The sequence below is a fragment of the Fictibacillus sp. 26RED30 genome (assembly GCF_015903845.1).
In the GTDB taxonomy this organism is placed as follows: Bacteria; Bacillota; Bacilli; order Bacillales; family Fictibacillaceae; genus Fictibacillus; species Fictibacillus phosphorivorans.
On the sequence record NZ_JACZDV010000001.1, the window covers coordinates 213,225 to 238,982 of the forward strand.

24 protein-coding genes are annotated in these 25,758 nt (G+C 39.2%); 14 read left to right on the plus strand and 10 right to left on the minus strand.

Going from position 1 to position 25,758, the window contains the following annotated elements; translation table 11 throughout:
• Positions 1-145 precede the first annotated feature (145 nt).
• Positions 146-982: an undecaprenyl-diphosphate phosphatase gene (locus IHV11_RS01010; RefSeq protein ID WP_144698131.1), complete on the plus strand. Its 837-nt coding sequence runs from the start codon at positions 146-148 to the stop codon at positions 980-982.
• 47 nt (positions 983-1,029) lie between these two features.
• Here the strand turns inward: IHV11_RS01010 and IHV11_RS01015 are convergent, their stop codons facing one another.
• Both IHV11_RS01015 and IHV11_RS01020 read right to left on the minus strand, forming a co-directional pair.
• The gene (locus IHV11_RS01015; protein WP_197193480.1) at positions 1,030-1,236 is read right to left on the minus strand and encodes a CsbD family protein; all 207 of its coding nucleotides are present in this window, start codon (positions 1,234-1,236) and stop codon (positions 1,030-1,032) included.
• Positions 1,237-1,257: 21 nt separating this feature from the next.
• The gene (locus IHV11_RS01020) at positions 1,258-1,785 is read right to left on the minus strand and encodes a general stress protein (protein ID WP_197193481.1); all 528 of its coding nucleotides are present in this window, start codon (positions 1,783-1,785) and stop codon (positions 1,258-1,260) included.
• Between the two features lie 218 nt (positions 1,786-2,003).
• On the opposite strand from IHV11_RS01020, the gene IHV11_RS01025 reads away from it, so the two are divergent.
• The 8 genes from IHV11_RS01025 to IHV11_RS01060 all read left to right on the plus strand — a co-directional run bounded on the left by IHV11_RS01025 (position 2,004) and on the right by IHV11_RS01060 (position 11,628).
• The gene (locus IHV11_RS01025) at positions 2,004-3,227 is read left to right on the plus strand and encodes an EAL and HDOD domain-containing protein (RefSeq protein ID WP_197193482.1); all 1,224 of its coding nucleotides are present in this window, start codon (positions 2,004-2,006) and stop codon (positions 3,225-3,227) included.
• Between the two features lie 107 nt (positions 3,228-3,334).
• Complete coding sequence (locus IHV11_RS01030; protein WP_197193483.1) at positions 3,335-4,333, plus strand: LLM class flavin-dependent oxidoreductase; 999 nt, start codon at positions 3,335-3,337, stop codon at positions 4,331-4,333.
• A gap of 108 nt (positions 4,334-4,441) precedes the next feature.
• The gene (locus IHV11_RS01035; protein WP_197129400.1) at positions 4,442-5,455 is read left to right on the plus strand and encodes an LLM class flavin-dependent oxidoreductase; all 1,014 of its coding nucleotides are present in this window, start codon (positions 4,442-4,444) and stop codon (positions 5,453-5,455) included.
• A 366-nt stretch (positions 5,456-5,821) separates the two neighbouring features.
• Positions 5,822-6,343, plus strand: a complete 522-nt coding sequence (locus IHV11_RS01040; protein WP_197193484.1) for a DinB family protein — start codon at positions 5,822-5,824, stop codon at positions 6,341-6,343.
• 393 nt (positions 6,344-6,736) lie between these two features.
• Positions 6,737-7,207, plus strand: a complete 471-nt coding sequence (locus IHV11_RS01045; RefSeq protein ID WP_197193485.1) for a GNAT family N-acetyltransferase — start codon at positions 6,737-6,739, stop codon at positions 7,205-7,207.
• A 14-nt stretch (positions 7,208-7,221) separates the two neighbouring features.
• Positions 7,222-7,686, plus strand: a complete 465-nt coding sequence (locus IHV11_RS01050; RefSeq protein WP_231620168.1) for a helix-hairpin-helix domain-containing protein — start codon at positions 7,222-7,224, stop codon at positions 7,684-7,686.
• A 351-nt stretch (positions 7,687-8,037) separates the two neighbouring features.
• Positions 8,038-8,490: a MarR family winged helix-turn-helix transcriptional regulator gene (locus IHV11_RS01055; protein ID WP_191752208.1), complete on the plus strand. Its 453-nt coding sequence runs from the start codon at positions 8,038-8,040 to the stop codon at positions 8,488-8,490.
• Positions 8,491-8,505: 15 nt separating this feature from the next.
• Positions 8,506-11,628: an MMPL family transporter gene (locus IHV11_RS01060; RefSeq protein WP_197193486.1), complete on the plus strand. Its 3,123-nt coding sequence runs from the start codon at positions 8,506-8,508 to the stop codon at positions 11,626-11,628.
• 289 nt (positions 11,629-11,917) lie between these two features.
• Here IHV11_RS01060 and IHV11_RS01065 read toward each other — a convergent pair whose 3' ends face one another.
• The 4 genes from IHV11_RS01065 to IHV11_RS01080 all read right to left on the minus strand — a co-directional run bounded on the left by IHV11_RS01065 (position 11,918) and on the right by IHV11_RS01080 (position 15,926).
• Positions 11,918-12,307: a hypothetical protein gene (locus tag IHV11_RS01065; protein ID WP_197193487.1), complete on the minus strand. Its 390-nt coding sequence runs from the start codon at positions 12,305-12,307 to the stop codon at positions 11,918-11,920.
• A gap of 81 nt (positions 12,308-12,388) precedes the next feature.
• On the minus strand, positions 12,389-14,776 hold the full coding sequence (locus tag IHV11_RS01070; protein WP_197193488.1) for an immune inhibitor A domain-containing protein: 2,388 nt from the start codon (positions 14,774-14,776) through the stop codon (positions 12,389-12,391).
• A gap of 287 nt (positions 14,777-15,063) precedes the next feature.
• Positions 15,064-15,468 (minus strand): DUF3021 domain-containing protein, encoded by a 405-nt coding sequence (locus IHV11_RS01075; protein WP_197193489.1) that lies wholly within the window; start codon positions 15,466-15,468, stop codon positions 15,064-15,066.
• On the minus strand, positions 15,465-15,926 hold the full coding sequence (locus tag IHV11_RS01080; RefSeq protein ID WP_197193490.1) for a LytTR family DNA-binding domain-containing protein: 462 nt from the start codon (positions 15,924-15,926) through the stop codon (positions 15,465-15,467). The genes IHV11_RS01075 and IHV11_RS01080 overlap by 4 nt, the downstream gene beginning before the upstream one ends.
• Positions 15,927-16,105: 179 nt before the next feature.
• Here IHV11_RS01080 and IHV11_RS01085 point away from each other — a divergent pair, with 179 nt between their 5' ends.
• The 3 genes from IHV11_RS01085 (at position 16,106) to IHV11_RS01095 (ending at position 20,012) form a co-directional block, all read left to right on the plus strand.
• A complete protein-coding gene (locus IHV11_RS01085; protein ID WP_197193491.1) occupies positions 16,106-17,017 on the plus strand; it encodes a GAF domain-containing protein in 912 nt (303 codons plus the stop codon).
• A 232-nt stretch (positions 17,018-17,249) separates the two neighbouring features.
• On the plus strand, positions 17,250-18,485 hold the full coding sequence (locus IHV11_RS01090; protein ID WP_197193492.1) for an aminopeptidase: 1,236 nt from the start codon (positions 17,250-17,252) through the stop codon (positions 18,483-18,485).
• Positions 18,486-18,836: 351 nt separating this feature from the next.
• Positions 18,837-20,012 (plus strand): glycosyl hydrolase family 18 protein, encoded by a 1,176-nt coding sequence (locus IHV11_RS01095; RefSeq protein ID WP_197193493.1) that lies wholly within the window; start codon positions 18,837-18,839, stop codon positions 20,010-20,012.
• Positions 20,013-20,067: 55 nt separating this feature from the next.
• On the opposite strand, the gene thrB is transcribed toward IHV11_RS01095, so the two are convergent.
• The 3 genes from thrB to IHV11_RS01110 are packed head-to-tail and all read right to left on the minus strand — an operon-like array spanning position 20,068 to position 23,335.
• Entirely contained in the window at positions 20,068-20,982 is a 915-nt protein-coding gene (gene thrB, locus IHV11_RS01100; RefSeq protein ID WP_197193494.1) for a homoserine kinase, read from the minus strand.
• A complete protein-coding gene (gene thrC / locus IHV11_RS01105; protein WP_197193495.1) occupies positions 20,983-22,041 on the minus strand; it encodes a threonine synthase in 1,059 nt (352 codons plus the stop codon). It abuts the gene before it with no gap.
• Position 22,042: 1 nt separating this feature from the next.
• The gene (locus IHV11_RS01110; RefSeq protein WP_197189728.1) at positions 22,043-23,335 is read right to left on the minus strand and encodes a homoserine dehydrogenase; all 1,293 of its coding nucleotides are present in this window, start codon (positions 23,333-23,335) and stop codon (positions 22,043-22,045) included.
• Positions 23,336-23,543: 208 nt separating this feature from the next.
• Here IHV11_RS01110 and IHV11_RS01115 point away from each other — a divergent pair, with 208 nt between their 5' ends.
• Entirely contained in the window at positions 23,544-24,299 is a 756-nt protein-coding gene (locus IHV11_RS01115; protein WP_197193496.1) for a hypothetical protein, read from the plus strand.
• 12 nt (positions 24,300-24,311) lie between these two features.
• On the opposite strand, the gene IHV11_RS01120 is transcribed toward IHV11_RS01115, so the two are convergent.
• Positions 24,312-24,992 (minus strand): DNA alkylation repair protein, encoded by a 681-nt coding sequence (locus IHV11_RS01120; protein ID WP_197193497.1) that lies wholly within the window; start codon positions 24,990-24,992, stop codon positions 24,312-24,314.
• Positions 24,993-25,223: 231 nt separating this feature from the next.
• On the opposite strand from IHV11_RS01120, the gene IHV11_RS01125 reads away from it, so the two are divergent.
• Complete coding sequence (locus tag IHV11_RS01125; protein ID WP_197193498.1) at positions 25,224-25,757, plus strand: NfeD family protein; 534 nt, start codon at positions 25,224-25,226, stop codon at positions 25,755-25,757.
• Position 25,758: the final 1 nt, after the last annotated feature.

Here is a 25,758-nt window from a genome sequence, read left to right on the forward strand (position 1 = left end):
GGATTTTATTCCGACGGGGTTTCTCACTTTATCGCAATATGTTACAGTGTTATAAAAAGTTTTACATCATTCTTTGCTAATCATCGAAAAACGTCTATTATATAGAGATGAGAGTATAAGTTGTTAAAGGAGATCAGTTATTTTTATGGACATCCTATTGTTGTTAAAAGCCCTTATTCTAGGGTTAGTTGAAGGTTTGACGGAGTTCGCTCCTGTTTCATCTACGGGACATATGATTCTTGTGGATGACATGTGGTTAAAATCACAAGACTTTTTAGGTAAATACCCAGCGAATACATTTAAAGTTGTGATTCAGCTTGGTTCGATTTTAGCGGTAGTCGTTGTTTTCAGACAACGATTCATCGATATGCTGGGACTTAGCCGAAACAAAGCAACAAATGAAATTACGGGGAGTCGTTTAAAATTAACGCAAGTCATCGTAGGTCTCTTACCTGCAGGTGTTCTTGGCTTGTTGTTTGAAGATTATATTGATGAGTACCTTTTCACGACGAACACTGTCCTTATTGGACTCGCGATTGGTGCGTTTCTTATGATTTTTGCTGATCGATTTGCTGCTAAAAATCAAAATCCTGTTATTGATACAGTGGATAAGATTACGTACAAACAAGCTTTCTCTATTGGATTGATTCAGTGTTTGTCCCTGTGGCCAGGATTTTCACGCTCTGGTGCTACGATTTCAGGTGGTGTCCTTCTAGGGCTTAGTCACCGTGCGGCAGCTGATTTTACATTTATCATGGCTGTTCCGATCATGGCAGGTGCGAGTGGTATTTCCTTATTAAAGAACTTAGAGTATTTTAGTATGGATGCTATGCCGTTCTTTATTGTTGGATTTATCAGTGCGTTTGTATTCGCTATGTTATCGATCCGCTTCTTCTTAAACATTATCGAAAAAGTTAAGCTAACGCCATTTGCGATCTATCGTCTTGTGCTAGTAGCTGTTATCTTTTTTGTTATCATGTAATGAAAAAGAAGCCCCACTTGGTTCAAACAAGTGGGGTTTCACTATTTTTAATATTGTTCCATTCTGCTATACCAATCGTCGTATTCACGTTCTGCTTCTTCTCTTTTTCTTCCGTGCCTTTCTTGAATCTTTCCAATCATTTTTTCACGGTCACCTTGTGCTTGATCATAATCATCGTCCGTTAGGTTGCCCCATTGTTTTTGTGCCTCACCTTTAAGCTGTTTCCATTTACCTTCCATTGTATCGTTTTTCATGATTGATCTGCCTCCATCCGTTTATTTCGTAGAATACGTATCTTCGTATCGATGTGAGTTACTCGAGCGATACGTGTGGAACGTGTCATTTACTTGTCTATGTCGATTGATATCATCTGCATCAACAAGAACAAGGATGTCTCCCTCTTCAACAGATTCTTCATATTCTTTTGCTTCCTCTTCAGGAAATCCTAATCCTACTAGTGCGCCTACAATTCCTCCAGTACCAGCACCAACTGCCGCTCCACCGAGTGCTGCTGCAATAGGGCCGGCTGCTACGATCGGACCAATACCTGGGATAGCTAGTGCACCAGCACCTAGTAATAGACCACCAAGTCCACCAAGAATGCCACCAGTAGCCATCCCTGTCGCAGCACCTTCTGGAGCTTTTGATCCGGTTTCTTCATGAATGTGTTTTACTTCTTTTTTATCTTTTGCGATCACTGAGATTTCGTTGTCACTATAACCTTGATCTCTCAGCTCTTTAATTGCATCAATCGCATCATCTTCTGAACGGAAAACGCCAACCACTTTACCATGAGTATTCATCGATTTCCTCCTTTTGTAGAAGATTAGTACGTAGTTTGTGTTCCTACTGTCGGTTAAGATGAAACATGATATTACAGGTTGGTCAAAAGTATAAGGAGAAGTCGCAACCAACCATTTGGAAGCATTTAACAACGAAACACGTATTGTACTTGTTTACAATTTATGGTTTGATGTCTATATAAAGGAAAAAAGATTATTGATTGTGAATGGGGATTGAAATGGATATTTTTATCGGCAGACAACCGATCTTAGATAAAGATGAGAACGTTGTGGCTTATGAACTTTTATATAGAAACAGTGAGAACAATAGATATGATGGCTTGGATCATGACAGTGCTACGATAGATGTGATGGTGAACAGCTTTGCTGGAATCGGGATCAAAGAAGTTGGAGAACGCAAGAAATGTTTTATAAACTTTACGGAAAATCTGTTGTTAAATCGAATTCCTACTTATATTTCTCCTCAATATATCGTTGTTGAGATCTTAGAAGATGTTCGTCTAACGGACGAAGTACTTGAAGTCTGTAAAGAGTTGAAGAATAAAGGATATATTATTGCGCTGGATGATGTTTCAGTAAACCGCAACTTAGATAGAGTTCTACCTTATATCGATATTATTAAAGTAGATTATTTAATCATGGACGTCGAAGAGATGAAGATTATGATTGAAACGTACCGCGAGCAGATTACATTTCTAGCTGAAAAGATCGAAACACGGGAGCAGTTTGAAGAAGCCAAAGAGCTAGGATTTGAGTATTTTCAAGGCTACTTCTTTAGCAGACCCGTTATATTACAAGGCAAGGATATCGCTCCTATTCCAACGAACTATCTTTTGTTATTAGAAAAGTTGAATGGTTCCGATCCAGACATTGATGAGATCAGCAGCTTGATCCAACGTGATCTCTCGCTTTCTTATAAGCTTTTGAAAGTGATGAATTCTGGTACCTACTTTTTTAAAAGTAAGATTACAACGATTAAACAGGCTGTCGTTCTCGTCGGACTATTTGAGATCAAAAAGCTCGTTATGATTTTGATGATGTCGAGTTTGAACAGAGTCGATAATGGATTAGAAATCGTAAAGATGAGTCTTACTCGGGCCTTCTTTTTTGAACGCATCGCAAAATCTGTAGGTGTATCTAAAAACCATCTTTACATGTTTGGTATGTTTTCTCTTATCGACACTCTGCTAAGTAAGAACATGAAAGATGTGATCGCAGACCTTCCGATAACGAATGAGCTGGCTGAAGCTCTTTTAGGGAATAGGGATTCCTATAACCTTTCATTAAAAATCGTACAAGGTTTGGAGAGAGGTTCATGGCTGGAAATTCAGTCGATTTGCCGCACGTTAAATTTGACAGAAGCGGAACTCTTTACGCATTACCGAGCAAGTACATTATCTGCTGATCAGTTTGTAAAGGCGGATACTGAAATAAAAGTCTAGCGTTATCGAACCTCAAGTGGGGTTCTTTTTTTATTTGATAATCCTCAAAAAAAGTAAAGAGAGTCAGATTGGAGTAAAATACAAGAATACAAGGGAGGATGCACCTGATGAAATTAAGCATACTCGATCAATCACCAATCTCCTCTGGTAAAAGTGCGCAAGATGCTCTTCAAGCTTCAATGGATCTGGCAAAAGAGGGAGAAAAGCTCGGATATATTCGTTATTGGATCGCGGAACATCATAACTTTAGCGGCTTATCTTGTTCAGCGCCAGAAGTGATGTTGAGCTACATAGGGGCAAACACAGAAAAGATACGACTCGGCGCAGGAGCTGTGCTTTTACCGCATTATAAACCTTACAGAGTTGCGGAAACCTATAACATGCTTGCTACCCTTTTTCCAGATAGAATCGATCTAGGTATAGGCCGTGCACCTGGGGGTTCAGCAGAAGCGTCGATCGCTCTTTCGGGCAATTATCTGGAGAATGTTCGAAAAGTTCCTGACTACACTAAACAACTGCTGCATTTTCTGCATAACGATTTTCCAAACGACGATATGTTCTCTAAGATTCAGGCCGCGCCAGTCCCTGAGATTTCGCCCGTTCCATGGATTCTTGGAACTAGCCAAAAAAGTGCTGATTTAGCTGCAGAACTTGGAACAGCTTATGCGTTCGGCCATTTTATGAGTGATAAGCCAGGACAAGAAATTGTAGTATCCTACCAAAAGTCGTTTCAGCCAAAATCATTATTGAAAACAGCAAAAACCATTGTTGCGGTTTCTGTGATCTGCGCAGAAACAACGGAACGTGCTGAGGAACTCGCATTACCAGGAATTCTATGGAGAAAACAGAATGCTGCTGGCGAGGGAAGTGGCGTTCCAACACTAGAAGAAGCTCAGAGCTCTTTCTCAATAGAAGAACAGAAACAATTAATACTTGAGGCAAAAAGAAAAATGATGATAGGCACACCACAAGAGGTAAAGAAAGAACTACAGAGACTACAAGAAATCTATCATACAGATGAAATAATGATTGTGACGATTACTCACTCTTATGAAGACCGCAAAAAGTCATATGAGTTGCTCGCTAAGCACGTGCTATCCACATAAAGGATAAGCAGTATTTTTTATTTACGAAAGCAAACTTGTTATACTAGTAGCGAATTATTAAAATATAGTAGCTAATTTTTTGTTGCTTTAAATAAGGAGGACGTTACGATGTCCAATAAAAAAAGTTTAAGTGATGTGAAATGGTCAGTTCTTGACCTTGCACCGGTCGTTGAAGGCGGAACGGTAACGGAATCGTTTCAAAATACGTTAGATCTCGCTCAGCATGCTGAGAAATGGGGATACAACCGTTATTGGCTAGCTGAACATCATAACATGCCTGGAATCGCGAGCTCTGCTACTTCGGTCGTGATCGGACATGTGGCGGGTGGTACTTCAAAAATTCGTGTCGGTTCTGGCGGGATCATGCTTCCTAACCACGCCCCACTCGTGATTGCTGAACAATTCGGCACACTTGATGCACTTTATCCAGGAAGAATCGACCTCGGACTAGGCCGAGCTCCGGGAACTGATCAGGTAACCGCACAAGCACTTCGCCGTGATCTAGGCAACATGGGTGATGATTTTCCATATCAGTTAGATGAACTGCGAACGTATCTCGATCCAGAACGAGCAGAATCGCCGATGAAAGTTAGAGCAGTTCCTGGAGAAGGACAAGATATTCCGATCTGGCTTTTAGGTTCAAGCGGATTTAGTGCACGATTGGCGGGTAGAGAAGGACTGCCGTTTGCATTTGCGAGTCATTTCTCCCCAGACAACACGATTCCTGCTCTAGAGTTATACCGTAATACGTTCACACCATCAGAAGTACTCGAGAAACCGTATGCGATGGTTGGAGCAAACGTGGTAATCGCAGATACAGACGAGGAAGCAGCACGAATCGCTACTTCTCTTCAGCAGCAGTTCGTCAACTTAGTCCGTGGAAATCCAACGAAGCTGAAGCCCCCTGTTGAGAGCATGGATGGGATCTGGAGTCCGTATGAAAAAGCAGCACTCGACCAACAGTTACGCACATCCTTTATCGGTAGTCCTGAAACTGTAAAAGCCAAGCTTCAAGCGTTCTTGGATGAAACACAGGCAGATGAAATTATCGTAAATGGTCAGATCTACGACCATGCTGCAAGATTGCGTTCTTTTGAGTTGTTATCAGAGATCGTAAAATAAGATATGTGATGATCAGCGTACTCTTTAGGGGAGTGCGCTTTTTTGGGGGATTTTAGTTTAAGAGTTTGTCGAAGTTTGTAGATTCGCAGATAACTTTTGGATTGAGCAGCAAAACTCGTGGATAAAACCGCAAAACTTTTGGATTGAAGGGCAGATCTTGTGGATAAAATTATAAAACTTCTGGATTGAATCCTTCAAATACCCCTTTAAGTATACTTTGCTTGTTGCAAAGGCTATTGCGTACGAATATGGCTCAGCCACATTGCCACTTCCTAAAAAAAAGAACGTTTGTTTGCGTTTTTAAAGGAGTTTTCCATCTCAATATCGAAATTAGTACCTTGAATAACAAACTTGGAGGTATTAAAGATGGGTAAATCACTACAGCTCCAACTATTCAACTCTTGGGCTAATGAGAAGGTATTTGAGAAACTTAAAGAACTTCCAACCGAAATGTATAGAAAAGAGGTAGAAAGTGTTTTTCCTACGATTGCCGATGTTCTCGTACACATGTATCAAGTTGATTATGTATGGCTACAGGTACTAAAAGGGAGAACATTCGAAGATATTTTTAACTCCGTAAAACAGCTACACGAAGAAATAAATGAGGCTGATCTACAAAACATGCATAAGAAGTTCCAAACCATATCTGAAGACTACGAGAATTTCATCAAAGGAATAGGAGATTTATCCCCTGATATTACCGTTCATCATCCACATTTCGGAACACTACATTCAACCTATGCAGATCTTAATCAACACATCGTGAATCACGGCACGTATCATCGCGGTCATCTATCGGCGATCGTCAATCAGCTCGGCTATAAAGGAGCATCGATCGATTATATTTTTTATCTTTATTCACTACAAGAAAACAAGCAAACTTCATAAGAAAGATAAAGAAGGCATATCTAAAGATAAGTAGTTCAGTTTTTGTGGAGAAACATCGTAAATGGCATATGTATTAGCATCCCTTTTATCACGGTAAATAAAAGAACCGTTTGTATTGATATATCGGCATTTTATAAGAACATAACAACAAAATAACATAAGAAATAGCACCCATAATAACAAAGTGACAATGGCTATTGTCATTGTTGGAATTAGGCTGCTATTTTACTTGTGAATTGGTATGTGATTATCAGTCTGTTGCGAGAAAAATAAAGGGTTTATTACATTATGTGGTAAAATAAACTTAAAGATTATTAAAAGTTAGTTCTTCAACTAACGGGCAGTTTAATTGAATAAATGAAATTAAGTATCTCTCTTTTTGGAGGTAATAGAATGTATGAAACTCGATGGGCTAATGATGATGAAATTACTATTATGGCAGACTATTGGTACAGAATGGCATGCGAAATGGGAGAGATAGATGAAATTCCAAAGCCAGATATCCAGAGAATTGAAGAAGTTAAAAACTTGTTTATAAAAGAGACTAATTTAGGTAATTTAAAGTTCAGAGTTGCCATAGATAGTAATGATAAGATTGTTGCTTGTGCAGGTGGTTTACTTAGGAAAGAGTATCCCTACCCGCTTGCAGAAGAACAAAGTCTTTTTGGTTGGGTGTTAGCAGTATATACATTGAAAAATCATCGTAATAATGGATTAGCGTATAAATTAGTAGATGAAATTTGTTTGTGGCTATCACAAAAAGGGGCAAGACGAGCAAGGCTGTGGTCAAGTTCGTCAGGGAGAAAGGTTTATGAAAATCTCGGATTTAAAAATATGATGGATATGTCTAAGCCACTTACTTGAATGGAGGATAATTCTTGAATCCAAAAAGACCAAAATTACCTTTATCTCAAGAGGAAAAACAAATACTTAGGAAAATGAAAATAAAATTTAGTGACTTCCATAAGTTGATGATAGAAGAAATCGTTGACTTGTTTGATGTTTCAAATGAAAGGGCAAAAACGTTGAAAGGCTTAGCAACATTTCAAAAAGTGCCTTCAATTGGTTCTGAATTAGCTTTTAAGTTAGTTACTCTTCTGGGTTATTTTACCCTCGAACAAATAAAGACAGAAAATTGGGAAGAGGTCTTCCATAATTTAGAGTTGAATCTTGGATGTTGGACTGATTCTTGTGTGGAAGACCAAATTCTTTGTATTATTCATTATGCTAATTATCCCGACAGTGAAAAGCAGTGGTTTGATTTTACCAATGAAAGAAAATTATATAGACAACAAAATGGTTATCCAATTTCCAGACCAAAGACAGCATGGTATGAAAAATAAGATAAAGAATCATCTTCAACAAACGGGGGCTTTAATTGAATAAGAACTACACATTCAATAACAAAAAGCTTGGGATTTCCCAAGCTTTTTTTGTGCTAATTGTATTATTAATTCACTTGCTATTCAAATTGCGAAAACGTATGTTTTTTGGGCAGTGATTTTAAGTTTTCTCCACGTTATCTGAACTATTTAATCTAAAGAGATATGTCTTTTTTGTTACGTTTAAATAGATCTCTGTAAAAGTTACAGCAGAGTGATTGACAAGCTGCTTGTCCACCATGTAATCTAAATCTGGAAATAGATAGTTCAATGGTTGAACAGTTAAAAAAATGAACAAACAGGAGGATTTGCATGTCACAACTATCCATTAAAGAACTTGTTGATCGTTATATCGATCTCACATTTGCGGTTCATAAAAAAGGGGAGTCCCTTGTAAAAGAACAGCTACAGAGTGAACTTTCAAATGATCAATTTTATACATTGAAATATATCTACAAGACAGAGAACTGTACGTCAACAGAGCTAGCGAAAGTATTTGATGTTAAAAAAAGCGCGATTACCGCTGTGATCACAAAATTGTGGGATCAAGACTTGATCGAGAGAACGAGAGATCAAAATGATCGCCGCGTCGTTTACCTCACATTAACGGAAGCGGGACTCGAGCTTTACAAAAAAACTGAAGAAAGAATCTATAACTTGGTAGAATCTATCATTACTCAGTTTGAAGAGCAGGAGATCAAACAGTTTATTGACACGTACGAAAAGATCAACAACATCTTAACAACACTTCAGGAAAAACAATAGGCAGGGGGAAAAATCGTGCGGTTTATTTTAAGACAAAAGTGGCTTGTGCTTGTTGCATGGATCGCTGTCGTTGCCGTTCTTATGTTATCGGCACCTAATATGACAGAGCTGGTACGAGAAAAAGGACAAGTCGATGTACCGGATGGCTATTCGTCATCATTGGCTTCAGACATTATGAGCGAAGTTCAGGAACAAGAAGGCGGTGGTGATGAGTCTACCGTAGCCCTTGTCTTTTCAGATGAAAAGGGACTTAGTGCCGCAGATCAAAAAGAAGTTGAGCGAGCGATCCGTCAACTTGAAAAGAATAAAGAAGAGCTAGGAATCACGGAGATTCTGACTCACTTTAATGAAAAAAGTCTCGAGAAGCAGTTAGTCTCAAAAGATGGAAACTCTATCTTAACGTCTATAAAAGTAGCTTGGAATGACCGAGAGCCAAGTGAAGTGAATGAGGCTCTATACAAAACGATCCAAGACAACAAAGTTGATCACTATTACACAAGTAACTGGATGATCAACGAAGATCTTGTGAAAAGTTCTGAAGAGGGACTTAAAAAGACAGAAGGCATTACGGTAGTATTCATTCTAGGTGTATTGCTCTTAGTATTCAGATCGGTAGTTGCGCCACTTATTCCATTGCTAACCGTTGGTGTGACATATCTCGCTTCACAATCAATCGTGGCGATGTTAGTCGATTCGTTCGACTTTCCAATTTCCAATTATACGCAGATCTTTTTAGTCGCTGTACTGTTTGGAATCGGGACAGATTATTGCATTCTTTTGCTAAGTCGATATAAAGAAGAACTAACACTCACAGAAAGTAAAACAGAAGCGATCATCGCAACGTATCGTCAGGCGGGACGTACTGTTTTCTTTAGTGGATTGGCGGTCATGATTGGATTTGCTGCGATCGGTTTTTCTCAGTTCATTCTCTATCAATCAGCAGCAGCAGTCGCGGTTGGTGTAGGTATTCTTTTAATTGCTTTATTCACGATCGTACCTTTCTTCATGATGGTCTTAGGTCAGAAAATCTTTTGGCCATCTAAGAAAAAAGCGGAGCATGGCGAAAGCAAACTCTGGGCAGTTGCAGGGAACTTTTCATTAAAACGTCCATTGTTATCGCTCATCCTCGTTGCGGTAATATGCGTACCATTTCTTGTAACGTATGATGGAAAGCTATCGTTTAACTCATTAGAAGAAATTTCAGGGGATGTTTCATCGATCCAAGCGTTTAATGTAATTGAAGAAAGCTTTGGAGCGGGAGAATCGATGCCAACAAACATCGTTATTAAAAATGATGAAAGTATGGACTCGACTTCATACATGGAGCTTGCTGAAAAGATTAGTCAGGAACTTGAAAAGGTTAACCATGTTGATGCAGTAAGGTCTGTTTCCAGACCTACTGGCGAACCGGTTGAAGAGTTCTTCGTCTACAAGCAGGCAGAAAACTTAGGCGATGGCCTTGGTGATGGAAAAGAAGGAATCAATAAAATCAGCAGCGGACTTATGGAAGCGAGCGGAGAGTTATCAAAATCTGAGCCGCAGCTGACTGGTGCGACTGACGGCATTCAGCAGCTTATCGACGGCACGAGTGCTACTCAATCGGGTTTAAACGAGATTCAAAAGAATCTGGTGAAGATAGAAGATGGAATTCGAAAAGGAACGATAGGAGCAGCTGACGCAAAAAAGGGATTACAACAGATAAAATCTAAACAACAAGAGCTGTTGGCTGGTTATCAAAAGATTCAGCAGGGTTATGAACAAGCGGGATCAAATCTATCAACGATCCAATCAAACTACGTAAAACTAGGGCAAGGTTTAGGAAGCTTGAATACTGCTTTAGCCTCGATTACAGAACAAGATTTTCAAGCTTTGGAAGATCGTTATGAAATTCCAGAAAACGATTCAGAGTATCAGAAAATAAAGAACACAGTGAAAGCTACTCAAAACCAACTGCCTGTTATCAAAGGTCAACTAGACCAATTAAACGGTGGATTGAGTCAGGTTTCATCAGGTGTTCAACAAGCTAATGGTAAATTTAAAGAGATAAACGGCTATCAACAAGGCATTATTGGTGGACTTCAGCAAGTGATCGATGGTACAGATCAACTTCAGTCCGGTCTCGGGCAGTTAGCTAACGGTCAAGGTCAGATCGTTGATAATGTACCTAAGCTAACAAACGGCTTAAACGGTATTAATAAGGGCCAACAAGAGCTGTTAAAAGGATTTGAAGACCTTGGTGGTCAGTTTAGTCAGTTAACGACTGGTTTAGATCAGAGTGCTGACGGATTGAATCAAGTTTCAGATGGTCTTGGTTCTGCGCAGGATTATTTGAACAATCTAGCCGAAACAAAGGATAAGAGTGCTTTTTATATGCCAGAAGAGGTACTTGAAAGCGAGGATTTTGAACAGGCACTTGATGCTTATCTATCAGAAGATCGCAAAACGATGACGATGGATGTAGTGTTTGGAATCAATCCTTATTCTAACGAGTCAATTGATGAAGTAGGCGAGATAAAAGAAGCAATCAATCGAGTGACAAAAGGAACGGAGCTAGAAAACGCAAAAGTGGCAGTGGGGGGAATCACGAGTTCAAACGCTGACTTGCAGACTGTTTCTAGCAATGATTTCTCAAGAACCGTTCTGCTCATGTTAGTAGGAATCTCGATCATTCTCGTATTTTTGTTCCGTTCTTTAATCATGCCTGTCTACTTGATTGGTTCACTCATTTTAACGTATTACACGTCAATGGGGATCAATGAATTCATCTATGTAAACTTATTAGGATATACAGGAATCAGCTGGGCTGTTCCGTTCTTTGGATTCGTAATCCTTGTGGCGCTCGGCGTTGATTATAGCATCTTCTTAATGGATCGATTTAATGAATATAAAGATCTTACGGTTGCAGATGCGATGCTTCTCGCAATGAAAAAGATGGGAACGGTTATCATTTCCGCCGTTATCATATTAGGTGGAACGTTTGCTGCGATGATGCCTTCTGGAATGCTTTCATTATTGCAGATCGCGTCCATCATCTTAGTAGGATTGCTTCTATATGCATTTGTCGTGTTGCCGTTACTCATCCCAGTTTTAGTTAAGAACTTTGGCGAAGCAAACTGGTGGCCGTATAAACGAAGCTAAGCAATAAAAAAGATGGTTTTAAAGTGCTCTAAGACTAGACACTTTAAACCATCTTTTTTTGAAGATTTTTTATTAGAATGTAGCTGATTTAAATTTTTTATATTGAATGCATTCTAAAAGCTTGTTGTTTTTAAGTCTATTTCATTTCCTTCTTTGACTTTTTGATTGTAGTGAAATGTGGCTCACCGCCTGCCCCGCGGAAAGCGAGCATCTGCAACGGAAATCAACTACTTTCAAAAGCAACAACGAATACATAAACAGCTCTTATATGCTATTACTGAATCTACAACTATTCAGCTGTCTTACTATCTTTTTGAATCTTTTGCTTCAATTCCTCGATGTATTTCTTTTTAGCTTTTTCATCCTCTAGATTGCCAGGATTCTTCTGTTGCAGATATTTTTGGAGAGCGTTGTTGATCTCTTCTGTTGTGGCATTCTCAGGAATCTCTCCCTTATCTTTGAGCATCTGAATGATTCTTTCGTCATTCGCGATCATGGCAGTCACCTCGTTTTGTTCTGCAGATTTAGAATCAGAGGAATCTTTTGGATCAGTTTCTGCCTTTTTTTCTTCTGATTCCTTTGTGTTTTTCCCAAGAAGATTATCATTTTCTTGGGAACTGCAACTCATAAGCAAGATCAGTGTAAAAACCGTTAAGAATACGCGTACAAACTTTTTCATTTTTATACCCTCCTTATTAACAGTTTACCCTAGGAAAATAAAACCCAACTGCATGTACACAGTTGGGTTTATGAATAATGTTTATTTCTTGCGAGAGATCTTAATCTTCGCTACAGAATTATCTTTACTCTTTCCTTCAACTGAGAACTTTAGTCCGTATTGTGGAACGTTACGTCCTGCGTCTAGAAGTCCAGGGTTAGAGTAGTCATCTTTATCATTGAATACGGAGTTTGGATGGATCGCGTTATCTGTAAGCGATGTTCCATTGATTGATTTGTAATCTAAGAACATCGGTTTACCTTTATCTGTGTTGAACGCAGCGTCATGGATCAGGTAGCGAGTTGAAGCTACTTTACCATCACTCCATTTAAGCGTTTCTTGGTTCGCATCAACTACGCCTAAGAAACCATCTCCAGGGTGGATGCCTGTCCAGTTGTCAGAATAGCTGTTATCCACGTACCAAACAACAAGTCCGCCATCATAAGACATCAAGCTTTTACCGCGAGCGATGTGCCCAAGCCCTTTATCAACACCTTGGTGATTTCTCCATTCTAATAAGTAGTAATGATCAGAAAAGAATTTTCCTTGGTTCTTCGTGAAGCCTTCTTGCTTAAATGTAGACGTTCCTTCAGCATTATCAAACAATACTTCGGTTCCATCAACGTTTACAGAAATGTCATCTACAAAGAATCCAGGCATTGTTGCAGCTACATCTGTCCAATAGTTGAATTTCAGGTCGATCTTCTTGCCAGCATAAGCTGATAGATTGAACGCTCCGTTTACCCATTCGCCATTCGTGCTTCCTGTAATACCGTGGCCAGGGTTTTGTTCATTTGGATTCGTATCTGTTGTCAGGTTTCCTTTAACAGTTACCCAATCCGTTGCTCCTTCTTCTTTTACTTGAATAGAAGCATAATCCCAATCTGTTTCAATGTCATACCAAGTTTTAAAGTTTAGTGAAGCTGTTGAAGCTTTTGTAAGATCAAGAGAGGTAACTAATGAGTTATCTAGGTCATCTCCACTACCACTGAAATATTGGTTCGCACCGCTATAAGGCTTGTTAACCACGGTTTCTTTTTGTGGAAGATCAACGCGAACGGCATCATTGTTCGTACCTTTCGTGTTTGCCTGATCGAGAAGAACTTCAATCCCTTTACGATTGATCTCTTCGTAAACGAACGTTTCTCCACTTAACCAGTTACCACCGATATACGCTTGTAAGAACTCTTTAGACCAAGCACTGAAACCAGTTGGCTCAGTACCAGGAACTTTACCAGCCCAGCTTCCGCTAGACATGATCGACCAGTAAGCAACAGGCTCACCTTGGCCAGTGTATTGTGTATCGTACTCATCTGGAAGCTCAAGGTCATGACCATATTCATGAGCGAATACGCCAGCTGCTCCATCAGCAGGTTGAACCGTATAATCGTAAGCTCCCATCATACCGTTCCAATAATCAACTTCAGACTCTGAGCCTGCGATTGGGAAAGGTGAACCAAGGTTCCAACGGTGGCTCCAGATTGCATCACCTGCAAGTGCACCTCCGCCAGCTTCTTCACCAACGCTTGAGTGAACGATCATAAGGTGGTCTACTAAACCATCAGCTTCACGCGTATTACCATCTCCATCTAGGTCGTAGCGATCTTCTTGGTCATAGTCTCCTAGGTTAATGTTAGGATCTTTTGCAGCCGCTTCTAGCGCTTCTTTTACTAGAGAACGAGCGTCTTTGTCGTTACCGTCTGGAGTAGGTACGTTACCTCCATAATAAGCAGCTGGATGCTTAGCTTTATACCAACCTCCAACACTACCTGTTACAGAGTAACTTCCACCAGATTGTTGTTCATAATATTGCTTCATGGAGATTAATTTTTCCCCATTCGGCCCTTTATATCCTTTATTTCCAAAGACTAAGTCTTCATAGTGTTTCTTAGGGTATTCTTCATAAAACATATCTGTTTCGTCTGCTTTAATGTTCGTAGCAGGGTAGTCTGGAAACTCTATCATAAGAACAAGAACGTTATCTACACGCTTTTGTCCTTTCCACTTTTCTTCTTTTACATTTTTGATCTTATCTTCTTTTCTACGGTCTTTTTTAAGGCCATCTTTTTTATGCTTACTTCTAATTTCTTTACGTTTTTCACTATGTTCGTCTTCTAGTGCACCTTCAGAGAATTTAGAAGCGTTCTCTTGTTTTTTGTGTAAAAATTGCTGTAATTTTTTCTGTGCATCTGCTTCAGATGCATTTTTACTGATCTCGCCTTGTTTCTTCAGCATTTCGATCAATTTTTCATCGTTGGCGACGCCTAAATCAAAAGGACCGCCTCCATGCTTATGTCCTTTGTGATCATCGTGTTGATGTGTTGCTTGTAAATCGGTTGATACATTCGCTGGTGCAGCACTAACACCTGAAAAAGCAGAGCAGCTTAACATAGTAGCAAGTGCAGCAGATACCCATTTCCCTTTTTTCACCAAGATTCCCCCTAAAATCGTAGTAGTTACCGAAAACCGACATATATTGTCGGATAATTCCGTGTATTCAAAATGTTACCACGATAACGCAACTACTAGAATAGGAGATAACTCCCGTGTTTTTTATATAGAATAGGGAGTATTTACTATTTAAAGAACTATTTTCAAACACTTTTAATTTGAAAAAATGGTGAAGAATGTTTTATTTTAGGAGTTTTCATATAGTTCTTTAGACATAAAAAACAACTCTCGTTCAAAGAGCTGTTTTTTTTAGCTTTTATAAACGTTTAGAGTAAATCGTTTAACTGCCGTTCCATTCTTTTGAAATGGAAATAAAAGATTAAATAGATGAAGCTGTAGATGATAAGAAAGCACAGGAAGCATATTAGGAGTGGAGAAGTTTCAACAGGCACCCACTTTGCAAGTATGACGATGGGGAAGAAGAATGCGACTGAAGTTATAAAGTGAATACTAGTTTGTTTAAGGGTACTCCATTTTTCAATATCAAAAATCACCGATGCAGTTGAAAAGTAGATTCCGACCAGTAGTGAACCTGTGAAATTCAGCCAAAGTTCTTTTATCGTTATCTCAATTTCGAATAGCATGTAACTAGTTAAAGCAACAAAAAATATCACCGCACCAAAACTCAATCCGATTAAAAGCTTGTTTAAAAAACAATTATTCACAATCATTCATTAGTACCTCCGTTTAATAGTTTTTCTTTTAGTGCTTTAACATATTTTTTACTTACATATTCTCGGTGTCCAGAATGGAAGTACACACACAAATTTCCGTTAAACGATAACTCAAAACGTTTAATCTGATTTACGTTTCCTACTACTGATTTAGAGAAGCGTGCAAAATAGTGATTCCTCAAATGACTTTGGATCATAGTGAGATTCATGCTTACTTCATAGTGTGATTGTTTCGTTCTTGCATAAGTTCTTCTGTCTTCAGAATAAAAATAATCAATTTCTGATGGTTGTAAAATAAACGTTTGATCTTCTTTCGTCCCAAAAATTTTTATGTGGCTTGTTTTGGTGTTCTTAAGGCAAAGGAGGATCTTCTCTAACTCAGAAGTCATTTCATTTGTTTGAATCGTAATGGCAGTTTGTTCATACTTTGGATCAATATCAATCTTAATTTCCAAATAACATCACCTCCAAAAAAAGTATCGCATAATTCAAATCACAAGTACCATAATTTGGTATAAGAAGACTGGAATTACGGTTGAAAGAGATATTTTTTTACATAAATGTTTATTTCATTTAGCGAAGGGTAAATAAATGGGTGGACCATCAAAGTATAAACTCAAAAAGATTTTTGGAAATGAAAGGTTGGTCATTTACTTTGTCTATTCATCTAAATGCAACACTTAAAAATAAATCGGTTAAAAACTTTGAAGAAGCAACAGAGAATATTCTTCATTTTATGAGTAAACTTATCAACATTAATACGTTGTTTATTGCTAAGAACGACAAAGAAGTAAATGAAATAAAAAAAGCGATTAATAAAAACACAGTATTGATTCAAGAAGGTACATCAATGCCCTTTCAAGAAACGTTTTGTAAAGTGAGTGTAGATCAAGGCAATGATATTCTTTTAATCCAAGATATTACGGAAAATGAACGGACGAAGCATCTGAATGTGACGGCAGATCTAGGTGGTGGAAGCTTTATTGCAATACCGATCTATTATGAAGATGGTGAAAATTACGGAACCATCTGTGGTTTAGATACTGAAACCTTTGAGTTTACAGATCAGCACATCGAGCTTTTCCAGACGATGTCATCCTTATTGACGTACGTGTTAGAACTGGACAAGGCAAATAAAGAGATAAAAGAACTTTCAGTGCCGATCGTTCCTTTAACAAAAGGTGTTGCAATCCTTCCAATCATTGGTCATATCAATGAATATCGAGCAGAAATCATCATTCAAAGCACACTAGAAAGCAGCATGAGCTTAGAACTGGAGTATATGATCGTTGATCTTTCAGGAGTGAGCAGAATCAATAATTCGGTTAGTGAATATTTGTTAAATATTGTGAAGTTGTTAAGGTTAATTGGTGTTACTCCAATTCTAACGGGATTCAGACCTGATCTTGCAATGACAACTTTACATGTTGATGTAGATTTTAAAGGAATTATGATCACGAACAATTTAGAGAGTGCACTCTCGCAGATCGGATTTAGCCTAAATAAAACTGAAAGTAATCATTTAAGATCACAGTCTGTTATGTGATCTTTTCTTTTAAGTAAATGTTTCTTTATCTTCATTGTCCGTTTCAGATCCTTACTTTTCCGGAGGTGAGGTGAGCTTACCCTAAGTATGGGGTAGCTAAGAAGTTTCTCACACTACAGTCAACTTAGAAGTCATTAAAGAAAACAGTAGTCATAATATTCATTTTTTTATATAATTAAAATAATATAAACTTATCAGTCGTTTTTATGTTTTACCAATCGGAGGGGAAAGTATGAAGTCGTTTGAAGAAAAATTGGATCAATACGCTGAATTAGTGATAAAGGTTGGATTAGGTTTAAAAGAGGGACAAAGGTTGCTCATTAGTTCGCCAATTGAGACGGCAGAATTTACGCGTAAGGTAACGAAGCATGCATACGAGAATGGTTGTAAACGAGTGATGGTGGATTGGACAGATACACAAACAAGCCGCATTCATCTCACTCTTGCAGCAGAAGAGGTTCTTCAAAATGATCTACCTTCATGGGAAATTGATAAATATAACAGCCTTGTGAAAAATCATGATTGTTTTTTGATGATCACGGGAAATGATCCGAATGCTTATAAAGGCGTTCCTTCTGAGCGAATGATGTTCGTTCAAAAAAATCGCGGTGAGAAACTTCAAGCTTTCTCAGCGGGTCAATTAAGAGGAGATATGCACTGGGCGATCGCTGGTGCACCTACGGTTGGTTGGGCAAAGAGCGTATTCCCAGACAAAAGTGACGAAGAAGCAGTAGAGACACTCTGGGAAGCAATCTTTAAGACCGTCCGAGTCGATCAGGATGATCCTGTAGCAGCATGGGACGAACATGTGAAAACATTGACAGAGAAAGTGAATTACTTAAACGAACAGCAGTTCAAAACGCTTCATTATAAATCAGAAGGTACGGATTTAAGCATCGATCTTCATCCAGATCACACGTGGATTGGTGGAGGTCACCATTCAACGTTCGGAACGTATTATATCCCGAACTTGCCAACGGAAGAAGTGTTCACGACACCGAGAAAATATGGTGTAAACGGTAAAGTATCAAGCTCAAAACCACTTTCGGCGATGGGGAACATCATTGATAACTTCAGCTTAACGTTTAAAGATGGAAAAGTGATTGATTTCACGGCAGAGGAAGGGTATGACACATTGAAACAGCTGCTTAGCATCGATGATGGAATGGGGTACTTAGGTGAGGTTGCATTAGTTCCTCACGATTCACCGATCTCAAACTCAGGTATCACATTTAATAACACATTGTATGATGAAAATGCTTCATGCCATCTAGCGATCGGAACATCAATCACGATGTCAGTTAAGGATGCAGGAAACCTTTCACCAGAACAGATGGAAGAAAAAGAGATCAACTTCAGCCGCGGCCACACTGATTTTATGATCGGTTCTGCAGATCTTGAAATTGAGGCTGAATATGAGGATGGTAAACGTATTCCGTTATTTACAAAAGGGAACTGGGCGATATAAAGATTAAAAGACTCCACGCTGTTGGGGTCTTTTTTTTGTTCATGGAATCTTTGGCAGCCTATGAAAGTAGTTGATTTCCGTTTCAGGTGCTTCGCTTTCCGGGGGGTGTGCGGTGAGCCACCTCGGTGCTTTGCACCCCTAGGTGTCTCACCTGTCACACTGATCCCCCAGGAGTCTCACACCTTACACTACAATCAACTTGGCAATGATGCTTAAGAAGATAAATCACAAATAGCAATTAGTTTGGGACTTATGAAAGATAAGAGGATTAGATGGTGAGAGCTATTTTAAAAAAAGAGAATAGGACAAACCTCTTCATGGAAAAATAACGAAAATGAAGGAGGTTTGTTTATGAAAAAGATAGTCGCGCTTTTTGCGGCGTTTACGATTGTACTGAGCGGCTGCGGCAACTCTAATAATTTGAAGGAAAGCGAAGCCGCACCAAAGAACATGAGTAACGAAACGCGAAATAGCCCAAGGTTAGAACAGATTAATTCGCCACAGAAAAAACAAGTCGATATCTCAAAAGCTGAAACGAATCATGGTAAAACGAAGATTGAGACATTAGGATTCTTAGAGCCGATCGAAGCGAAACAATCAATAAAAGATGTACAAGAATCGGTAAACGATCTAACTTACGTAGCGTTTTTTAGTTATCAAGTAAATAAAGATGGATCACTTAAGCCGATTAAGGATTATGCGGCGCTTCAAGAAGTGAAGAAATCTAAAGCCATGCCGATGATGGTGTTAACAAACTTTATAGACGGAAACTTTTCACCTGAGATCGCACATAACATCTTCACAGAAAAAACCGCTTCAAAAACACTGATCGGCAGCGTTATCAGCACGATGAAGCAAAAAGGGTATAAAGCACTGAATATTGATTTCGAACATATTAAAGAAAAAGATCGAGAGCTATATAACGGTTTTCTAGAAACGATCATCCCACAAGTTCAAAAAGAAGGATTTAAAGTTTCTACTGCATTGGCACCAAAAACAAGTGATGAACAAAAAGGACCGTGGCATGGAGCACATGACTATAAACGTCATGGAGAGCTAGCTGACTTTGTTGTTCTTATGACCTATGAGTGGGGCTGGTCTGGCGGACCTCCAATGGCTGTTGCGCCTGTAAAGCAAGTAGAGAAAGTAGTGAAGTATGCAACATCTGTCATCCCTCCAGAAAAAATCGTGATGGGTGCACCGTTATACGGATATGACTGGACACTTCCTTATAAAAAAGGAAATAAGTTTGCAAAACGCGTCGCGCCAGCAGAAGCACATGATTTGGCATTAAAAGAAGATGCGACTGTAAAATACGATAACGAGTCTCAAGCGCCGTTTTTTAATTACAAAGATGATAGCGGCAAAGAGCACGTTGTATGGTTTGAGAACGAACAAAGTGCTGAAGCAAAGAATCAACTCGTGAAGAAATATAAATTAAGAGGGCTTGGTTATTGGGTATTAGGAGAACCATTCCCTGAAAACTGGACGCTACTAAGAGATCAATTTGAGATTGCTCATAAATAAAACAAAAAGGATTAAGCATTTCAGTGCTTAATCCTTTTTCCTGTTTAAGTTTGAGTTATAGAGCAGCGGACAAACATTTTTCGACGACTACACCTCTGCGATCTGGAAAAACTGTTTCAAAGTGGTACTGAGGAAACAGTGCTGATATTTGTTCTGTGATACCTGCTGCTTTTTGATGAGGCGTAAAACAGACGATGGATGGTCCCGATCCACTTATAGCTGCACCATAAGCACCGAGTTCAATCGCTTTTTCTTTTAGTTCAGCATAGAGGGGAACCCATTTTGAACGAAACGGTTCATGAAACAGATCGCGGTTCATCATATCGGCTGCTTTCTTCCAGTCGTTCTTCATCAATGCTGCAACAAGAACATTGCTGATCGCGCTTCCTTCAACCGCCTTGTTGAAGGGAAGAAGGTTTGGCAGAGAGCCTCTAGACTGTTTCGTATGAAGAACTCCATCTGGAATGGCAACGATCATCTCAACTGCAACATCTGGAACATGGACTGTTTCTACCACTTGTCCATTGTAAAAGCTGATCGTAAGTCCTCCAAATATGGCTGGTATCACATTATCAGGATGTTCTTCTAGTGAACTTGCAAGTAGTGATTTTGATTCTTTAGAAAGTTCAAGGTTTAAAAGGATGTTTGCGAGTTCGATGCCTGCCACGATCGCTGATGCAGAACTTCCCATTCCTTTTGATGTTGGAAAAGTACTAACCACATCTAGCTGACACGGAGGCAATTTTTTTCTAAAAGAATCTGCTGTGAAATGTGCAGCCTGCATGATTAAGTTGTTTTCATCTTTATTGAATGCTTGAAGTTCTTCGCCGTGAAATGTTGTTTTTCGCGGAGCGAACGGCTGAACGTGAACCGTTAAGTATCTATTTAGTGCAAGCCCGACAGAATCAAAGCCGGGACCAAGATTGGCAGTACTTGCTGGAACATGAATAGAAAAAGGTTCTGCTTTCATTTATACAACACATCCTTTTAGCTGTTGGCGTAGTAGATCAAAATCATTCGGAATCACGATTGGTTCTTGTTGCACTGTTTTTAGCGCAATGTCAGGATCTTTAAGACCATTGCCCGTTAGGATGGCCACAACCGAAGCGCCTTTTGGAAGCAAACCTTGTTTGTATTGTTTATACAATCCAGCAATCGTACTGCAAGAAGCAGGTTCAGCGAAAACACCTTCTTTGGATGCAAGCATCTGATAAGCTTCTAAGATTTCTTCATCTGTAACAGCATCAATGACCCCACCTGATTCTTCTAATGCAGATGAAGCTAACTTCCAGCTCGCAGGATTCCCGATTCGGATGGCAGTTGCAATCGTTTCAGGATTCTTTACCACAGATCCGTTTACGATAGGAGCTGCACCGGCTGCTTGGAATCCATGAATACGGGGGAGTCCAGAGGATCTCACTGCATCATACTCTTTGAACCCTTTCCAATAAGCACTAATGTTACCAGCGTTTCCAACGGGTATTGCTAGGATGTCAGGAGCTCCGTCTAGCGCATCAACTAATTCGAAAGCAGCTGTTTTTTGTCCTTCCAGACGATATGGATTTACAGAGTTAACAAGGGTGAAGTCTTCTTCTTCACTCATTTTTTGTACCATCTGAAGAGCTTCATCAAAATTTCCTTTTATCGCAAAGATCTCTGCTCCATACATTTTAGCTTGAGCAAGCTTTCCTTGAGCGATCTTACCATCAGGAATAACAACGATACATCTGAGGCCAGCTCTTGCACCATAAGCCGCAGCTGCAGCAGACGTATTTCCTGTAGATGCACAAATAATCGCTCTGCTGCCTTCTTCTTTCGCTTTTGCAACAGCCATCACCATGCCTCTGTCTTTAAAAGAGCCTGTAGGATTCGCTCCTTCGTACTTCGCATAAAGGTTGATGCCCCATTCCTTAGATAGATGTGTCAGTGGAATAAGTGGAGTTTGCCCTTCGTTCAACGATAGAAGGGGAGTAGACTCATTAATCGGCAAATATTCTCTATATTGATGTAGTAGTCCTTTCCAATGCATATTAAGCTCCCTCCACTCGATAGTGACTTTTGATTTCTTGTACCATTTCAGAGTCGCGAAGCAGGTTATAGACGTGGCTATCTTGCTGCTTGTTCGTTCCGTGTGTCACGATTACAACTTCTGCTACCCCTTTATGATCTACAGGGCTTTGAATTAATTTTTCAAGTGAGATGTCATGCAGTGCAAACAGAGAAGTGATCGAAGAGAAAGCACCTGCCTCATCTTTCACGTACAACCGGTAAAAGAATTTTCCGTCGATCTCGTTCGGCTGTTTTAACTGTTTATCAAACTGTGGAGCAACAACGCTTTTACCATTAACACCAAGTCGCATGTTTTTCACCACAGCAACTAAATCAGAAACAACTGAAGTAGCGGTTGGTAGCTGCCCGGCACCTGGTCCGAAGAACATGGTTTCTCCTACAGACTCACCGTAAACATAGACCGCATTGTATTCATTTTGAACACTTGCTAGCGGATGCGAGTCAGGCAGAAGAGTGGGCTCAACACTGATTTCCACTTTTCCGTTATCCTTTTTTGCGTTTCCGATCAGTTTCAGCGTATAACCGAACTGGCGTGCATATTCGAGATCTTCTTGTGTAACTTTTGAAATACCTGAAACAGTTACATCATCCAAGTGGATGTGCATGGAGAAGCCGAGTGTTGAGAGAATCGCCATTTTTCTCGCTGCATCGATGCCTTCTACATCTGATGTGGGGTCGGCTTCTGCGTATCCAAGATCTTGAGCTTCTTTTAATACTTCTTCATAGTTACGCTGTTGTTTATCCATTTTTGTAAGAATGTAGTTCGTTGTTCCGTTGACGATTCCCATCATCTTTGTAATTTTGTCTGAAGCCAACCCATCGACGAGTGAACGAATAATGGGGATTCCTCCTGCAACACTTGCTTCATAGAATAGATCGCATTCATTCTCATGAGCTACTTGTAAAAGCTCTGCACCGTATAAGGCCATCAAATCTTTGTTTGCCGTGATCACATGCTTTTTATTTTGAAGAGCAAGTGTGATATATTCCCGGGCTAGTTCAATACCGCCCATCACTTCAATAACAACCTGTATATTTGGATTTTGAATGACGTCCTCAGGATGCTGTGTTAACCATTCATTATTTATGGAGACAAGACGTTCTTTATCTACATTCTGAACGAGTATCTTTTCAATAAAAACAGGGCATCCAACTCGGTGCTGCAATTCTTCGCGATTCCCTTCGATCATTCTAACAACACCACTGCCGACAGTTCCTAATCCTAAAAGTCCTACTGATACGTGAGTAACCATTTTATCCGCCCCTTTGTTTTTATGGAAAGTACACATGTATGTTTGATATGGACATTTTACATGGTGTTGGAACATCATACAACAGGATTCTTTGTAAAGATTTAGATAGCGCTTACATTAACCGTTCCTCTTTAGTCTTTTTTATAGAGTAATAGGATAATCTCGGATATGATAGGAACAGGACTGTAAAAAAAGGGGAGCGCTTCTTATGGCTTATGAGTTAGAAGAAACGGTTAAGGACACACTGAATTGTTTAGATGAGAATATCTTTTATATAGATCAAGACTTTCACATTTCTTGGATGAACAATAGCAGCAAGAATTTAATAGGAATGATGAAGACTTACCTTAAAATAGAATCTGCCGAAGACATTCTTGGTTTACCTATTAGAAGTTTTCATAAAAGCTCTTTTCAAGAAGAGCTGTTGAAGAAAGGTGAGTTTCCGATCGATATGCAGATTGTTCTCTTTAATAGGTTTGTTGCAAGATTGATCGTGAAAGAACTAATCTTGCAGAATCAGAAAAGGGGATATCTGTTAACGTGGAAAGATATAACAGAGCGCGAACAAGAAAAGGAAAAAACAAAAGAACTTCTTAATGAACTAGCGACGCCTATTCTTCAAACAATCGCAGACCATACGCTGTTAGTGCCGCTGATTGGAGAGCTAACACTCGAGAGACTCGAGACGTTGACTACGAAACTATTAAAAGAATGCTTAAACAATGGAGCGGATTATGTCATCTTAGACTTTTCAGGTGTAACAACCATCACAGATCCTGAGCTGGGGCATGAGATTCAAAAGCTTACAGATGCGATTAAGTTGATGGGAGCAGATGTATTGTACTGCGGTTTTCCAAAAGAAATGGTTAAAAATATGGTTTCTCTTGGTGTACATACGAATCAACGTTCATTTGTATCATTTCGAAATGCTATTCGTTATGTTGTTTCAGAACTTCAAAAATAAAGAAGCAGCCGTTTAGTGCGGCTGCTTTGTCTTTTTAATATTTTTAATCGCCTCTTTATAGGAAAGTGGACTTAACTCCTCTGTATGAACGAACTCCCATACCCAATCGGCGTCAGTGTAGGCATATTCTCTCAACGCCCATCCAATGCCTTTTCGGATAAAGAAATCTTGATCGTACTTTGTATCCTTAATAATTTGTGCTAGGAGCTCTTTATCGGTCTTGTCTTTATATCCGAGTTGAAATAGAATGGCCGATCGCATAAGCCAGATATTTTTTGATGCGATCCAACGTTCCGTAACGTGTTCAATCTCTTCTGGAAACTTCATCAAATAATACCCTGCGATATGTTTAGCAATATGATCAACCGTATCCCACCAGCTTTTATTCACGATGGTATATTCGATCCAATCTATATCCTCTTTTGTCATCTGCTTCTTTAATTTTTCAACAATTGTAAACGTTGCATACTGCATCTCACGTTCTGTCCGAGACCAAGCTTCTTTAATCAATGATGGTAGTTCTTCTTTTGAAGGCAATCCATACTCCTTAAAAAATCCCTTCATACTTTGTTTCAAAATGGGAGAACGAATACCGAAAAATTCGAACTGATCACGCATATATTTTTTCATTGGTTCTGCATCTTCTTTATTCACATGTCTGTTTAAATACTGCCACAATTTTTCTTCATACATGGGATTTCACTCCTTTTAACAAAATTATACAAAATATTGTTAACTAACTGAAACTTTTTTCTGTAACTCTCGTAAATATCTATATAAAACCAATATTGGAAATTAATTATTGTCGACAAAATTTTACAATCTTTTTTGTTTCACTTTGTTAAGGTTATATCAAATTCGACAAAAGGGCGTGGTCATTTATAGCTTTGCAATAAAAAGTATATGAAGACAGGAGAGATGACCGTGGAGCTATTCGGATATCCGTTGTCTACGATCTATTTAGGAAGCTTTATCGTTTTTGGGTGCATCACTTTTGTATACATCCTTTTTGGTGACATGCTTGATGCAGCAATGGACTTTTTGCACCCATCGCTCATCTTATCCTTTTTTACAATCGGGACGGCTACGGGCTACTTATTAGAAATCATGACTGAAATTAACAGCTGGTTCATAATGGTTTTCAGTGGATTACTTTCGCTGTTACTCGTGACTCTTTTAAACGTTTTCGTCTTGATGCCGATCCGTTCATCAGAAGAATCATTAGCTTATCGAGATGAAGATCTTAAGGGAAGAGTGGGCACCGTATTAACTTCGGTTCCGACAGATGGATTTGGCGAAATTCTAATCGAAGGTATAAGCGGGAGGATCTCTAAATCCGCAATAAGCATGGATAACAAACCAATTTCTCAAGGAGAAAAAGTGTTGATCATCGACATCCAAAAAGGTGTAGTATCCGTCATGCGTTATGAGCAAGTGGAACAAACATATATTCATTAAA